The organism is Thiocapsa sp. UBA6158, from assembly GCF_002423035.1.
Taxonomy (GTDB): Bacteria; Pseudomonadota; Gammaproteobacteria; order Chromatiales; family Chromatiaceae; genus Thiocapsa.
On the sequence record NZ_DIUM01000003.1, the window covers coordinates 39,002 to 53,442 of the forward strand.

Here is a 14,441-nt window from a genome sequence, read left to right on the forward strand (position 1 = left end):
GTCAATCGGCCTCTCCACGAGGATCAATCCAGATGACGGCGAAAGCGCACACGCGTGTCCCCGAGCGCACCGACCTTTACGACACCGACATCGTTGCCTGGGCCAACGAGCAGGCGCGGCTCCTGCGCGCGGGTCGCTTGGATCGGCTCGATATCGAGCATCTTGCCGAGGAGATCGAAGACGTGGGCAAGAGCGAGCAACGCGAGCTGGCGAGCCGGATGGCCGTCTTGTTGTCGCACCTGCTCAAGTGGCGGTTTCAGCCGGAGCGGCGTGGCGCGAGCTGGGAGACCACCATTCGGACGCAGCGCGCAGGCATCCAGCGTCGCCTGCGTCGCACGCCGAGCCTGGCGCGGTCGCTGGAAGACCCCGATTGGTGGGCCGATGCCTGGGACGATGCACTGGACGCCGCCACCCGCGAGACCGGAATCGCCGATCTGCCGAGGTCCTGTCCCTGGGCTGCCGGTCAGGTGCTGGATGGGGCTTGGTTGCCGGCAGGTTGAGACGCTTCGTCCCCGTCGGATAGGAACCCAATCAAGCGATTCCCGGAGAAGGCGATCGCGGTCGGGCACGCTCACTAAACCGGGTGTTTCGGCTGAGCCGCGACGCTCTCGAGGTTTGATAGAGGTAAAGCCTTGCTGCCGGAGTCGCGACAATTCGGCGACGCCGCTCGGCACGATATCGGCTTCGCTCACGCCATACATGTCGTCGATCGGATGAAAACAGCAGGTTGTTCTTCTTTGCGACCATGGCTCCCCCGCGGATCCATTGCCGATGCGGAATTCCGAATGCTCCGATTTCTACTGATTCTTGTATTCACGCTCGCATCGCCCGTCCCGTGCGCGTGGGCTCAACCGAGCGACGCCGCGATCGAGCCGGCGTCCGAGCGGCGGACGGGCTCGGAAACCGGGGCGCCCCTTCAGTCCGATCAGGCTGCAACGCTGACCTTCGGGGTCGTGCCTCAACAGGCCGCGAGCAAGCTCGCGCGGCTCTGGTCGCCGATCCTTGACGACCTGGGGGTGCGCACCGGGGTGCGGATCGGTTTCCGCACGGCACCGGATATCCCGACCTTCGAGCGTCGGCTGGCCGCGGGCGACTATGATCTGGCCTACATGAATCCCTATCACTACACGCTCTTCAGTCGCGATCCCGGCTATCGGGCCTTCGCACGGCAGCGCGATCAGCGCATCCGCGGACTGCTGGTGGTGCGGCGTGATTCGCCGATCAGGGACATCACCGACCTGGCCGGCCGGCAGGTCGCCTTTCCGGCACCCGCGGCCTTTGCTGCCAGCGTCTTGCCGCAGGCCGCGCTGCGTCAAGCCGGGATCGACATCCAGGCGCACTATGTCCGTTCGCACGACTCGGTGTATCGCGCCGTGGTCCAAGGGCTTTATCCCGCCGGCGGGGGTATCGAGCGGACCTTTAAGGGGACCGAGCCGGAGGTGCGGGATCAGCTGCGGGTCCTCTGGTCGACCCTCGACTACACGCCTCACGCTATTGCCGCGCACCCGCGGGTCGACCCGGTCCTGGTGGCGAGGATCCGTGATGCGATGGTGGCGATGGCGGAGACCCCGCGGGGGGCCGAGCTGCTGGCGGCGATCGAGTTCGAGGGGATCGAGCCCGGCGAGGATGCGGATTGGGACGACGTGCGCGCACTCGGAATCGACCTCCCGATCGAGACCGAGACCATCGACAGCCGCCGATGAGACCGGGTCGGACCGGTTGGATCCTGTCGTTTCGCGGCAAGACCGTCCTCGGCATCGCGCTGATCGAGATCGTCCTGCTCGCCATCTTGGTGTGGTCCAGTCTGAGCTATCTGGGCGATTCCAGCGCCCGTTCCATCGCCGAGCGCGCCTCCGCTACAGCCACGCAGCTCGCCGCCTTGGCCAAAGACGCGGTCTTGTCCGAGGACCTGGCCAGCTTGGAGACCTTTGCCGACGAGGTCATGGCCAACGAGCAAACGGCCTACCTGCGCGTTATCGGCCACGGCAATCTCTTGGTCCAGCGCGGCACGCCCGAGGTTCTTGCCAAGCCGTATCAGGCGGATTCGGCGCAGGTGCGCCCGGCCGACGGGGTGTTCGACGCCGATGCGCCGATCCGCGAGGGCGGCATGGATTTCGGCCGAATCGAGCTGGGGATCTCCACCAAGGGGCAGGAACAGCTCTTCGGCGAGGCGCGTGCGCACCTCTTGGGCATCGCAACGATCGAGGTCGTGCTGGTTGCCTTGTTCTCGATCCTGCTGGGTACCTATCTCACACGCGCGTTGGATGGCCTGCGCGGGGCGGCGCAGGCCATCATCGAGGGCGGCCCCGGGTCTACGGTGCCGGTACGTGGCCGCGACGAGATCGCGGATACGGCACGCGCCTTCAACGCGATGTCCGAGCGTCTGCGGCGCAGCTACACGGAGCTGGACGAGGCCCGCCGTCGTGCCGAGGCCGCCGCCGAGGAGGCGGAGGCGGCATCCGCCGAGGCCACCCGGGCCAATGCGGCCAAGTCCCGTTTTCTGGCGCACATGAGCCATGAGCTGCGCACCCCGCTGAACGCCGTGTTGGGCACACTGGACCTCGCCGAAGACTGGGTGTTGCCGGCCGAGCAGCATGCGCAGCTGGGTATCGCGCGGGACGCGGGCCGGGCGCTGCTGGAGCTGATCAACAACGTCCTCGACCTCTCCAAGATCGAGTCGGGCGAGATGGATCTCTACCCGGAGCGGGCGGACCTGGTCGCGCTGGTGCGTGCCGCGGCGGCGATGGTCCTGCCGCTCGCGCAGGCCAAGGGCCTGACGCTGGAGGTCCGGCTCGATCCGCGGTTGCCCCGCACCGTGTCGGTCGATCCGGTGCGTTTGCGTCAGGTGCTGATCAATCTGGCAGGCAATGCGGTGAAGTTCACCGCAGCGGGCCGAATCGAGCTGCGTGTGGAGACCCGATGCCCGGGCGAGGCCTGTCAACGCGTGCGCTTCGAGGTCATCGACTCGGGCATCGGGATTCCGTCGGAGCGTCAGGCCAGTCTGTTCGACGAATTCACGCAGGTGAACGATCCTCTGAGCTACGACCGGCGCGGCGGAACCGGCCTCGGGCTGGCGATCGCGCAGCGCATCGTCAATCTGATGGGCGGGAGCATCCATGTCCAGAGTGCGCCCGGTCGCGGGAGCTGTTTCTGGTTCGAGCTGACCCTGATACCCGCGGAGCTGATTGCCCCGCCCGAACCCCGGCGGCGGGCCCCGAGCTGTCGTCCCGCGGAACAGGATGCCCGCGGTGCCCTGCCGATCCTGCTGGTCGACGACAACCAGGTCAATCGCATGGTGGCCGAGGCGACCTTGAGAAAAGCAGGCTATCAGGTGCGCATCGCCACCAACGGCGCGGAAGCCTTGGAAGCGGTCTGCAGCGAGCCGATCGGGAGTATTCTGATGGATGTGTCCATGCCCGTCATGGACGGGATCGAGGCCTCGCGGCGGATTCGCGCGCTGAGCGGTTACCCCGGTCGCGTGCCTATTATTGCCATGACGGCGCACGCGTTGAAGGAAGAGGAGGATCGCTGCATGGCGGCGGGAATGGACGACTTCATCACGAAGCCCTTTCTCCGCGCGAACCTGCTGGCCGTGCTCACGCGCTGGCATGGACAAGAGGCCGGATCGGGCGAGCCGCGGTAACAGCCGTCAAATAATGACGGTACCATCCTCGTCATCCGGGTCGAGTGCGTCGCGGTACTGCTCCAACAAGGCCGCGGCGGCCTCCGGCTTGCCGAAGCAGGCGAGGTGATAAAGGGCCTCGCCTTCGGTGATGAGCGGGAGGTTGGTGCGGCCGATGACGATACCGCTCACCGGCGAGAGCACCGGGTCGTCGACCGGGCGGAAGGGGTCCGTGATGATGCCCAGTGTATCGCCCTTATTGACATGGGCGCCGAGCGGGGTGAGGGAGAGCAGAATGCCGCTTTGATGGGCACGGACCCAGACGCTGGATCGGGCGACGAGCGGTTCGGGTCCGACGGTGCGGCGCGGTACGGTGGATCGGATCATCCCGAGGTGGCGCATGACGCCTAAGATGCCGCGCAGCCCCGCACGCACGGCGAATTCGTGGAAACGCAGCGCCTCGCCGCCCTCATAGAGCAGGATGGGGATGTCGCGCGCTACCGCCTCCGCACGCAGCGAGCCGGGCCGCACCTCCGCGTCGAGGATGACCGGTGTCTCGAATGCCTTCGCCAACGCCGGCATGTCCTCGCCGGCGTTGAGCGTGACGCGGATCTGAGGCAGGTTCTCGCGGTGCAGTGCGCCTGTGTGCAGGTCTATCCCGTGGGTGGAGCCATCGACAATCTCACTGATGAGGGTTGCGGCGAGGCGTGCCGCGAGTGAGCCCTTTTCCGACCCGGGGAAGCTGCGGTTGAGATCGCGCCGGTCCGGGAGATAGCGCGATTGGCGGACATAGCCGTAGACGTTGACGACGGGCACGGCGAGCAGGGTACCGCTCAGCCGGCTCAGTGACTTCTGCTGCATCAGCCGGCGGATGATCTCGACCCCGTTGATCTCGTCGCCGTGGACGGACGCCGTGACGAACAGACGGGGGCCGGGCTTTCGGCCTCGAACCACATGCACCGGCATAAAGACCGGTGTGGTGGTGTAGAGATTAGGCAGCGGGATGTCGACCCGGGCGCGCTCTCCGGGCTGGATCTCGCGACCGGCGATGGTGACTGAATCTGCGGTCATCGGCTGGCGTCCTTGGAGACAGACGCCACGATCTTGTCATGAAATCGCCATCTTGTGGGGGTTGGCTTTCTGCCTCCAGCCTCCAGCTATCGGCTTTCAGTCCAAGGCGATTTCCGAAAAGGGAGCTACCGGCGCGTAGGTGCGAATTTATTCGCACGCACAGCCCCCTCAGGTCTTTCGGGCATGTGCAGTCGTGATGCCTTTTCCCGGAGATCACCTAAATGGAGCCGTTGAGCCGCAAAGGCGATGCAGAATAATGCGGCGGCTGGCGGCTTCCCCGGCGTCACCCCTGCCCGCGTGTGCGGGTCTTGCCGAGCGCGGCGTTCTTCTCGACGAGCTCGATCATTTGCGAGGCGATGTCCTTGCCGGTGGCCCGCTCGATCCCTTCGAGCCCCGGGGACGAGTTGACCTCCATCACCACCGGGCCGTGGTTGGAGCGCAGGATGTCTACGCCGGCGACGTTCAGGCCCATGATTTTGGCCGCGCGGGTGGCGGTGGAGCGCTCCTCGGGCGTGATGCGGATCAGCGATGCGCTCCCGCCGCGATGCAGATTGGAGCGAAACTCGCCGGGCTTGGCCTGGCGCTTCATGCTCGCGACCACCTTGTCGCCGATCACGAAACAGCGGATGTCGGCGCCGTTCGCCTCTTTGATGTATTCCTGCACCAGGATGTTGACCTTCAGGCCCATGAAGGCCTCGACCACGCTCTCGGCGGCCTGCTGAGTCTCGGCGAGCACCACGCCGATGCCTTGGGTGCCTTCCAACAGCTTGATCACCAGCGGGGCGCCGCCGACCATCTTGATCAGATCCTCGACATCGTCCGGTGCGTGGGCGAACCCGGTGATGGGCAGGCCGATCCCCTTGCGCGAGAGCAGTTGCAGCGAGCGCAGCTTGTCGCGCGCGCGGCTGATGGCGACCGACTCGTTCAACGGGTAAACCCCGAGCATCTCGAACTGACGCAGCACCGCCGTGCCGTAGAAGGTCACCGAGGCCCCGATGCGCGGGACGACGGCGTCGAAGTCGCCGAGCTCTTCGCCCCGATAGTGAATGGATGGGGCGTGCGAGGTGATGTTCATGTAGCAGCGCAGGACGTCGACGACCTTGGTCTCGTGTCCCCGCGCACGCGCAGCCTCGACGATGCGACGGGTCGAGTAGAGGGTCGGATTGCGCGAGAGGATGGCGATCTTCATGACTTTTCGGGCGTCACCAGGGTCGTGGTCAGCATGATCACCACGCCGACACTGATGGCGCTGTCCGCGATGTTGAACGAGGGCCAGGGATTGAAGAGGGCGAGCGGGATGAGGGGAAGATACACCTGAATAAAGTCGACCACGTGACCGAGCAGCACCCGGTCGATCAGGTTGCCGACGGCCCCGCCGATGAGAAGCGCCAAGCCGAGGGCCAGCCAACCCTCGCCTGACTTCAGACGCAGCAGCCAGACGGTGAGACCGATCGTGATGCCGACGGCGACGAGTGCGAACAGCCAGCGCTGCCAACCGCCGGCATCGGCCAGGAAGCTGAAGGCGGCGCCGGTGTTGAACATCAGGGTCAGGTTGAAATTCGGGATCAGCTCGATGACCTCGAAGGGCTCGAGCAGACCCAGCACCAGCCACTTGGTGCCCTGATCCAGCACCAGGACGACGAGCGAGAGCCAGAGCCAGTGTTTCATGACGGCGCCTGTGGTGCTCGAGCCGGTCGCCGAACCAGTCGCCGAACCGGCCTTCGGCGATGCATGCGCCTTAGGCATAGCGGCGGATCTCGCCGCTGCCGGCGACATTCTCCGCACAGCGCCCGCACAGCTCCGGATGTTCGGCGTGTGTGCCGACATCCGGGCGATGATGCCAGCAGCGCACGCACTTGGTGTTCGGCGAGGGCGTCACCTGAACGGAAAGTCCCGTCAGGTCGGTGTCGAGCGCCTCAGAAGAACGCGCGCTGACGGGGTGCAGACGCACCTCCGAGGTGATGAGCGCGAAGCGCAGCTCACCCCCGAGGCGCCCGAGCAGGGCGCAGAGTGGATCGTCACAATAGAGATCAAGCTCGGCATCCAGCGACGAGCCGATCAGCCCGGCCTTGCGTGCGGTCTCCAGCGCGGGTCCGACGGCCAGCCGGGTCGCGATGACCTGATCCCAGAAGGCGCGGTCCATGGGGTCGCCGTCGGCGAGCGGGAAGAGCCCCGCGTACCAGGTCTCGACGAAGACGGTCTCGGCGCGCTCGCCCGGCAGGTGTTGCCAGATCTCCTCGGCGGTAAAGCTGAGGATCGGGGCAAGCCAACGGCTCATCGCCTCGGCGATGTGGTACATCGCGCTCTGGCAGGAGCGACGCGGCAGGCTGTTCGCCGGCGTGGTGTATTGACGGTCCTTGATGACGTCCAGATAAAAGGAGCCCATGTCGACGACACAGAATTGCTGGACCTTCTGATAGATGAGGTGGAACTGGTAGTCGCGATAGGCCTCGATGATCTCCTCCTGAAGCCGGAAGGCGCGATCCACCGCCCAGCGGTCCAGCTCGATCATGGCCTCGGGTGCAACCCGATCGGTCGCCGGATCGAAGCCGTTGAGGTTGGCGAGCAGGAAACGTGCTGTGTTGCGGATGCGTCGATAGGCGTCCGCGGTACGTTTGAGGATCTCGTCGCTGACGCTCATCTCGGCGCGGTAGTCGGTCGCCGCGACCCACAGACGGATGATGTCCGCCCCCAGTGTCTTCATCACATCCTGCGGCTTGACCACATTACCCTTGGACTTGGACATCTTCTCGCCCTTGGCATCGACCGTGAAGCCGTGGGTGAGGACTTCACGGTAGGGCGCGCGCTCATGCATGGCCACCGAGGTCATGAGCGAGCTTTGGAACCAGCCGCGATGTTGATCCGAGCCTTCAAGATAGAGATCGGCGGGCGCATGCAGCCCGTCGCGATGCTCGAGCACGCAGGCGTGAGTGACGCCCGAGTCGAACCAGACATCCAGTGTGTCCTGGACCTTCTCGTACTCGGCACCTTCGGTCTCGCCGAGCAGGTCGGCCGGCGCGAGCGCGAACCAGGCCTCGATGCCCTGCTGCCCGACCCGGCTCGCGACCTCCTCGATCAGCTCGGCGGTGCGCGGGTGCAGCTCGCCCGTGACCTTGTGGACGAGGAGCGTGATGGGCACGCCCCAGGTGCGCTGGCGCGAGATACACCAGTCCGGCCGGCCTTGAACCATCCCTTCGATGCGGCTCTGACCCCAATCGGGTATCCAGCTCACATGGCCGATCTCGCGCAGGGCGGCCTTGCGCAGACCCTGCTTCTCCATGCTGATGAACCACTGAGGCGTGGCGCGGAAGATGATCGGCGTCTTGTGACGCCAGCAATGTGGATAACTGTGGGTGAAGCGGGTCGCCAGCAGCAGTGCACCCTTGGCCTTCAAGGTCTCGACGACCTGCTCGTTGGCCTTGAAGACGTTCTCGCCCGCGAAGAGCCGCGTGTCGGGCAGAAAACGCCCATCCCCGCCGACCGGGTTGTGGACCGGCAGGTGATAGCGCTGACCGACGATATAGTCATCCAGACCGTGACCGGGCGCGGTATGCACGGCTCCGGTGCCGGCATCGAGCGTCACATGCTCGCCGACGATCACGGGCACCTCGCGGTCGTAGAAGGGGTGCTTTAGCTTGAGTCCCTCGAAGTCGATCCCGCGGCCGTAGCCGAGCACCCGATACTGATCGATCCCCCAGCGGTCCATGGTGTCCTTGAGCAGACCCTCGGCGACGATGAGGCGCTCGTGGCCCTGCGCGGACTCGACCGCGACGACCACGTATTCAAGCTCAGGATTGAGTGCGACCGCTTGGTTGGCCGGGAGTGTCCAGGGCGTCGTGGTCCAGATCACGATCGATGCCGGACCTTCGCCGCAGCCGTTGGGCGTGCCGTGACAGCGTGCGGCGAGCGACTCGGGCTCGACCACCGGGAAGCGCACGTCGATCGCGATCGATTGCTTGTCGGCATACTCGACCTCGGCCTCGGCCAGGGCCGATCCGCAGTCGATGCACCAGTGCACCGGCTTGAAGCCCTTCTGCACATGACCGTTGGCGATGATGCGCCCGAGCGAGCGGATGATTTCGGCCTCGAAGGCGAAGTCCATCGTCAGATAGGGGTTCTCCCAGTCGCCGAGGACGCCGAGACGCTTGAAGTCGGCGCGCTGGCCGTCGATCTGCTTGGCGGCATAGTCGCGGCAGGCGAGACGAAACTCCGCGACGCTGATCTTGTGTCCCGGTTTACCCTTCTTCTTCTCGACCTGCAGCTCGATCGGCAGGCCGTGACAGTCCCAGCCGGGCACATAGGGCGCATCGAATCCGTCGAGCGTGCGCGCCTTGACGATGATGTCCTTGAGCACCTTGTTGACCGCATGACCGATATGGATCTCGCCGTTCGCGTAGGGCGGGCCGTCGTGCAGGATGAAGGTCGGAGCGCCCGCGCGGGCCTGGCGGATCAGGGCGTAGAGCGCCATCGACTCCCAGTGTTCGAGCATCGCGGGCTCGCGCTGGGCGAGGTTCGCCTTCATCGGGAAGCCCGTGTTCGGGAGGTTCAGGGTGTCTTTGTAGTCGGTCACGTGGCTTGGTCTCGGTGCGTCGGAAGGGGTTGCGTAGGATCCTCGAACGGGCTCCGGGGCGAACAAAGGAGGATTGTGGCTTGCTCGGCCGTGCGAGGCAAAGGTGATCGCGCCCGGGTACGAGCCCCGAGCCGACTCAGGGCTGGAGGCCGGCGACGGGGGGGCGGAGGCGGCTGTCCGGGTCATGCGGCGCGGCGGACCTGAGATACTCGCGTGCTACCCGCGCATCGACCTGAATCTGATCCTTGAGCGCATCGAATGACTCGAACCGCTTCTCGTCGCGCAGCTTCAGCTGAAATTCGACCTCCAAGTGATGTCCGTAGATCTCCCGGTCGAAGTCGAAGAGATGCACCTCGAGTCGATAGTCCTTGCCGTTGACGGTCGGGCGTGTGCCGACGTTGGCCACACCCGGGAGCGGGGTCGGGCCGAGCCCGGACACCATGACGGCGTAAACGCCGCGCACCGGGCTGAAACGGCGGTGCAGGTCGATGTTCGCGGTCGGAAAGCCGATGCTGCGACCGCGTTTGGCACCGTGGGAGACGCGACCCTGCATCCGGTAGGGGCGTCCGAGCAGGTGACGGGCGTGCTCGAGGTCGCCGCGACCGAGCGCATCGCGCACCCGGGTGCTGCTGATCCGCTCGGCGCCGTGGGTGATGGTGTGCAGATCCTCGACCTCGAATCCGCTATCGTCGTTCCGGCCGGCCTGTCCCATCGCGTGCAGCAGGGCATAGTCCCCTTCGCGACCGCGACCGAATCGGAAGTCGTCGCCGACCAAGAGATAACGTACGCCGAGCCCGTCGAGCAGGAGTCGCTGCACGAAGTCGCGTGCACCCATCCCGGCGAGTTTCGGGTTGAACTCGAGGAGCATCACCCGTTCGATGCCGCAGTCCTGGATCGCCGCCAGCTTTTCGCGCAGCCGCGTGAGCCGTGCGGGCGCCGACTCGGGCGCGAAGAACTCCATCGGTTGCGGCTCGAAGGTGATGACGGTCGCCGGCAGACCGAGCTCGCGTCCGCGCGCCAACAGCCGCTGGAAGACGGTCCGGTGGCCCAAGTGGACACCGTCGAAGTTGCCGATGGTCGCAACGCAACCTCGGTCGGTCTGGCGCAGGTTGTGTAAGCCTCGGATCAGCCGCATTGCCATCTGCCTCGGGAAGCCGGAGCGTCAGTATACGCGAGCACTGCGACGTCCCGAACCGTCAAGCGGGCCTTATCCGGTCGAGTCGACTGCCGATCCCCGATCGGCCGCGTCCGGCGACCCCGACCTATTCCCGTCCCATGAAGTGCCGCGGGCGAATGCCCAAGGTCAGGAGTGCGCCGGCATAGACAGCCCCGCCGATCAGAATCCACATCAGCAGGCGCCAGATGCGCTCGCCGAGACCCATCGCGATCCAGTCCGCGGTTGTGCCCACACCCCAATAGATGATCAGCCCCATCAGGAGGTTGGCGACTATCGCCTTGATCATCAGCGGGATCCATGTGCGCTCCGGGCGAAAGATGCGTTCCTTCAGCAGGCCGCGCAGCAGCAAGCCGGCGTTGGTGATGGCCGCGATCGTCGTGGCCGCCGCAAGCCCGGCATGACCGAAGGGGACCATCAGGATCAGGTTGAAGACCATGTTGGTCACAAGCGCGATGACCGCGATCCGCACCGGGGTTTTCATGTCCTGACGGGCATAGTAACCGGGCGCCAACACCTTGATTCCCATGAAGGCAACCAGACCGAGCGAGTAGGCCATGAGACTCAGTTTGGCCTTCTCGACATCGTTCGCGCCGAACTCGCCGGAATAGAAGAGTGTCGCGATCATGGGTCCGGCCAGGAGCAGAAGGCCGACGGCGCAGGGTACGCCCAGCAACAACACCCAACGCAGTGCCCAGTCCATGGTGTAGGAGAAGGCAACCGGATCATCCGCCGCGTGACGCTGAGACAGGCGCGGCAGGATCACCGTCGCCAGCGCTACGGCGAGAATACCCAAGGGAAATTCCATCAGCCGGTCGGAGTAATAGAGCCAGGAGATGCTCCCGGTGACCAGGAAAGACGCCAGCAGGGTATCGAGCAGCAGGCTGATCTGACCGACCGAGACCCCGAAGAGTGCGGGTACCATCAGCTTGACGGTCTTGCGCACGCCCGGATCCGTCGTCGCCAAGCGCGGGCGCGGCAGCAGCTTGAGCTGTCGCAGGAAGGGGATCTGAAAGAGTAGTTGCGCAATTCCGGCGATGAAGACGCCCCAGGCCAGCGCGACGATCGGCCTGTCCATCAGCGGTGCGAGATAGACGGCGCAGAGGATCAGCGAGATGTTGAGCAGAACGGGCGTGAAGGCCGGGATGCCGAAACGCTCGTAGGTATTGAGGATGCCGCCGGCGAAGGCGGTCAGGGAGATGAACAAGAGATAGGGAAAGGTCAGGCGCAGCATCTCGGTGGCGAGGGTCAACTGCTCGGGATCGTGCACGAAGCCCGGTGCGAAGACCAGAATCAACACCGGCGCGCCGAGCACGCCGAGCACCGTGACCAGCAGCAGCACGGCACCGAGCGTTCCGGCGACCGCATCCACATAGGCTTTCAGGGCCTCGAAGCCGCGCTTCTCCTTGTACTCGTTGAGTACCGGCACGAAGGCCATGGAGAAGGCGCCTTCGGCAAACAGTCGGCGCATGAAGTTCGGGATCTTGAAGGCGACGAAGAAGGCGTCCGTTCCGGCGTCTGCGCCGAAGATTCGGGCGACCACCAGGTCGCGCACGAAGCCGAGGACCCGCGAGAGAAAGGTGTTGCTACCGACCTTGGCGATCGAGGCGGCGAGTGAGGCCACGGCTGATGGGACTCCGCAAAAAGCGCGGATTATAGGGGTGTGGTGAGGGCGGCGGCGATCGATCTATCGGATTTGGCGAAGCGCGTCGGTCAAATGCGTCTCTTCAAGGTCTCGGATGTGAACGACGCAGCGAGTTCGCCTCGATGTCCGGAGAGGCGGTGTCGTGTCCGCAGCAGCGAAGGCGTGTCGTCCCCATGGGTGTTGGCCCGTAAGCCGACCGCTCGGGTGACGGACGTCTCGGCCTACGGGTTGTCAGTCGTTCGTGGGTCTTTACCGGTACTGCTGCTGGTTACGCTGTGCCTCCCATGCCGCGCGGTCCCGTTGTTGTTGAAGCTCCTTCTCATGCTGATCGTACGCGAAGGAGCCGAGCGCCCCGACGCCGGCGCCGATCAGAGCACCGCGACCGGCATTGGCGCTGAGTGATCCGATGGCTGCGCCAGTGGCGGCACCGGCGGCCGCTCCGGTCGTGGTCCGGGAGGCTGTGGTGGTGCCGCAGCCGACGAGGGCAGCGGATAAAATAATACTCAAAAACAAAGGTATGGTCTTCATGCTTCCGATCTCCGAATGACTGGTCGTACTTGCTCTTTGAGGATGGATGCGGCTCGTTCCGGGAAGACGCGGTTTGAGGTCTTGACTGACGAGATCTGGGATAGAACACGAGGAATTCAAGTCGGTCGTCCTGTGCCGCGCGCGGCTTCCGAAGAGCCGGGCACAGGCAGTTGCGTCTGACCCACGGCCGGGCTCTCGGGCGAGTGCGGCTTCCAGTCGGGAGGCCGGCGGGTCATCCGTGCCGCGCCGTGCCGCGTCTCGAGTGTTGACATGAGCCGAACGGCGGCGGGTGGATGGAGGCGATAAGCGCGGCGTTCGGATGCTGGAGTCCGGTGTGCAGGATCAGGTTAGCCGGCTCTTCGGCGAGGCGCAACGCGGCTCTGTCGGATCAGTCAGGCGACTCGGCCCCCGCGCGCAGCGCAACAGTGCCACGCACGCATTGACAGCACCCGAGGGCGCATGGATACTACGCGGTCTTTACTCGAATTACAGCACTAGAGCGCCGGATTTTCAGGAGACCCCTTTGGCCAACTCAGCACAAGCCCGCAAGCGCGCCCGTCAGTCGGAAGACCGTCGTCAGCAGAATGCCTCGCAGCGAAGCACCCTGCGTACCTTCATGAAGAAGGTCATCAAAGCCATCCAGGCCGGCGACAAAGAAGCTGCCGTCCAAGCCTTCAAGGATGCGGTTCCGCGTATTGACAGGGCCGCGCGCAAGGGTCTCATCCATGCCAACAAGGCCGCTCGTCACAAGAGCCGGATGAATGCCCACATCAAGGGCATGAGTTAGTCACTGTTCGGCACCGATCTCCGGCGCATAAAAAAAACCGGCCTTCAAGGCCGGTTTTTTTATGCCTTCGCGGGCGAGAATCAAAGAGAGCCGCCAGCCGCCAGCACCGTGAAATCCAAAAACGAGTGTCCCGCGACAGCCGGCCACCTGCGCCCGGAGTGACTTGGACTACGACGACGTCCGACGTCCGTAGGCGAGCGCGAGCAGCAATGCACCGAACAGAATCATGGGCGTCGACAGCAATTGCCCCATGGTCAGCCAATCGAAGGCGAGATAGCCGATATGGGCGTCCGGCACGCGTATGAGTTCGGCGGCGAACCTGGAAAGCCCGTAGCCGAGCAGGAAAACCCCGGAGATGGCCATCATGGGACGCGGTTTGCCGGAAAAGATCCAGAGGACAATGAAGAGCGCAAGACCCTCGAGCGCGGCCTGATAGAGCTGCGAGGCATGCACCGGGATGCTCCACACCGTCCCTTGGGGGAGATCCGCGCATTGCGCCGGAAATTCCAGGCAGGGCAGGCGCATCCCCCAGGGGAGATCGGTCCGGTGACCCCAGAGTTCGCCATTGATGAAGTTGCCGATTCGCCCGGCGAACAGGCCCAGAGGCACGAGCGGGGCGAGGAAGTCGCCGACCTGGAAGAACCGCATGCGATGGCGGCGCGCGAACAAGTAGATCGCGATCAAGACCCCGATCAGCCCGCCGTGGAAGGCCATTCCGCCTTCCCAGACCTTAAGGAGGTTCAGCGGGTTCGCGGCCAGTTGGTCGAGCCCGTAGAAGAGCATGTAGCCGAGCCGCCCCCCGACGATCGTCCCGATGACACCGTAGAAGATGAGATCGTCGACCATCTCGGTGGTCCAGCCCGACCCGGGGCAGCCTGCCCGCCAGCGTCCCAGTATCCAGGCGGCAGCGAATCCGACGAGGTACATGAGCCCGTACCAGTGGATCCGCAGGGGTCCAAGGCCGAGTGCGACGGGATCGATATCGGGGTAGGTCAACATGGTGGCGCTAGTATACAGGGCGGTTTCGGGTTGGAAGATTTAAGT

The 14,441-nt window shown here is 65.0% G+C and carries 12 protein-coding genes; 4 read left to right on the plus strand and 8 right to left on the minus strand.

What is annotated here, in order from left to right; all coding sequences use genetic code 11:
* The first annotated feature begins 32 nt into the window (after positions 1-32).
* The 3 genes from B4N44_RS00425 to B4N44_RS00435 all read left to right on the plus strand — a co-directional run bounded on the left by B4N44_RS00425 (position 33) and on the right by B4N44_RS00435 (position 3,643).
* Entirely contained in the window at positions 33-500 is a 468-nt protein-coding gene (locus B4N44_RS00425) for a DUF29 domain-containing protein (protein ID WP_296695572.1), read from the plus strand.
* Between the two features lie 285 nt (positions 501-785).
* Complete coding sequence (locus B4N44_RS00430; RefSeq protein WP_296695574.1) at positions 786-1,703, plus strand: phosphate/phosphite/phosphonate ABC transporter substrate-binding protein; 918 nt, start codon at positions 786-788, stop codon at positions 1,701-1,703.
* The gene (locus tag B4N44_RS00435) at positions 1,700-3,643 is read left to right on the plus strand and encodes a hybrid sensor histidine kinase/response regulator (RefSeq protein ID WP_296695578.1); all 1,944 of its coding nucleotides are present in this window, start codon (positions 1,700-1,702) and stop codon (positions 3,641-3,643) included. Before B4N44_RS00430 ends, B4N44_RS00435 begins: the two co-directional genes overlap by 4 nt.
* Positions 3,644-3,649: 6 nt before the next feature.
* On the opposite strand, the gene B4N44_RS00440 is transcribed toward B4N44_RS00435, so the two are convergent.
* The 7 genes from B4N44_RS00440 to B4N44_RS00470 form a co-directional block, all read right to left on the minus strand.
* The gene (locus tag B4N44_RS00440) at positions 3,650-4,693 is read right to left on the minus strand and encodes a succinylglutamate desuccinylase/aspartoacylase family protein (protein ID WP_296695581.1); all 1,044 of its coding nucleotides are present in this window, start codon (positions 4,691-4,693) and stop codon (positions 3,650-3,652) included.
* A 283-nt stretch (positions 4,694-4,976) separates the two neighbouring features.
* On the minus strand, positions 4,977-5,882 hold the full coding sequence (rimK, locus tag B4N44_RS00445) for a 30S ribosomal protein S6--L-glutamate ligase (RefSeq protein ID WP_296695582.1): 906 nt from the start codon (positions 5,880-5,882) through the stop codon (positions 4,977-4,979).
* The gene (gene lspA, locus B4N44_RS00450; RefSeq protein ID WP_296695584.1) at positions 5,879-6,361 is read right to left on the minus strand and encodes a signal peptidase II; all 483 of its coding nucleotides are present in this window, start codon (positions 6,359-6,361) and stop codon (positions 5,879-5,881) included. The genes rimK and lspA overlap by 4 nt, the downstream gene beginning before the upstream one ends.
* Positions 6,362-6,431: 70 nt before the next feature.
* The gene (ileS, locus tag B4N44_RS00455; protein ID WP_296695585.1) at positions 6,432-9,263 is read right to left on the minus strand and encodes an isoleucine--tRNA ligase; all 2,832 of its coding nucleotides are present in this window, start codon (positions 9,261-9,263) and stop codon (positions 6,432-6,434) included.
* Between the two features lie 136 nt (positions 9,264-9,399).
* Positions 9,400-10,398 carry a bifunctional riboflavin kinase/FAD synthetase gene (ribF, locus tag B4N44_RS00460; RefSeq protein WP_296695588.1) on the minus strand — a complete coding sequence of 333 codons (999 nt, stop codon included), beginning with the start codon at positions 10,396-10,398 and terminating at the stop codon, positions 9,400-9,402.
* A gap of 127 nt (positions 10,399-10,525) precedes the next feature.
* Positions 10,526-12,061, minus strand: a complete 1,536-nt coding sequence (gene murJ / locus B4N44_RS00465; RefSeq protein ID WP_296695590.1) for a murein biosynthesis integral membrane protein MurJ — start codon at positions 12,059-12,061, stop codon at positions 10,526-10,528.
* A 270-nt stretch (positions 12,062-12,331) separates the two neighbouring features.
* Positions 12,332-12,610, minus strand: coding sequence for a glycine zipper domain-containing protein (locus tag B4N44_RS00470; RefSeq protein WP_296695592.1), 279 nt, complete (start codon positions 12,608-12,610; stop codon positions 12,332-12,334).
* Between the two features lie 523 nt (positions 12,611-13,133).
* Between B4N44_RS00470 and rpsT the strand changes: the two genes are divergently transcribed.
* Entirely contained in the window at positions 13,134-13,397 is a 264-nt protein-coding gene (rpsT, locus tag B4N44_RS00475; RefSeq protein WP_093026946.1) for a 30S ribosomal protein S20, read from the plus strand.
* Positions 13,398-13,565: 168 nt separating this feature from the next.
* Here rpsT and lgt read toward each other — a convergent pair whose 3' ends face one another.
* Positions 13,566-14,396 (minus strand): prolipoprotein diacylglyceryl transferase, encoded by an 831-nt coding sequence (lgt, locus tag B4N44_RS00480; RefSeq protein WP_296695599.1) that lies wholly within the window; start codon positions 14,394-14,396, stop codon positions 13,566-13,568.
* Between the last annotated feature and the right edge of the window lie 45 nt (positions 14,397-14,441).

Excerpts from the sequence above, each read along its gene's own strand:
- B4N44_RS00425 (WP_296695572.1), top strand. The coding sequence starts at position 33 with ATGACGGCGAAAGCGCACACGCGTGTCCCCGAGCGCACCGACCTTTAC.
- rimK (WP_296695582.1), bottom strand. The coding sequence starts at position 5,882 with ATGAAGATCGCCATCCTCTCGCGCAATCCGACCCTCTACTCGACCCGT.
- B4N44_RS00430 (WP_296695574.1), top strand. The coding sequence starts at position 786 with ATGCTCCGATTTCTACTGATTCTTGTATTCACGCTCGCATCGCCCGTC.
- B4N44_RS00435 (WP_296695578.1), top strand. The coding sequence starts at position 1,700 with ATGAGACCGGGTCGGACCGGTTGGATCCTGTCGTTTCGCGGCAAGACC.
- B4N44_RS00440 (WP_296695581.1), bottom strand. The coding sequence starts at position 4,693 with ATGACCGCAGATTCAGTCACCATCGCCGGTCGCGAGATCCAGCCCGGA.
- ribF (WP_296695588.1), bottom strand. The coding sequence starts at position 10,398 with ATGCGGCTGATCCGAGGCTTACACAACCTGCGCCAGACCGACCGAGGT.
- lspA (WP_296695584.1), bottom strand. The coding sequence starts at position 6,361 with ATGAAACACTGGCTCTGGCTCTCGCTCGTCGTCCTGGTGCTGGATCAG.
- lgt (WP_296695599.1), bottom strand. The coding sequence starts at position 14,396 with ATGTTGACCTACCCCGATATCGATCCCGTCGCACTCGGCCTTGGACCC.
- B4N44_RS00470 (WP_296695592.1), bottom strand. The coding sequence starts at position 12,610 with ATGAAGACCATACCTTTGTTTTTGAGTATTATTTTATCCGCTGCCCTC.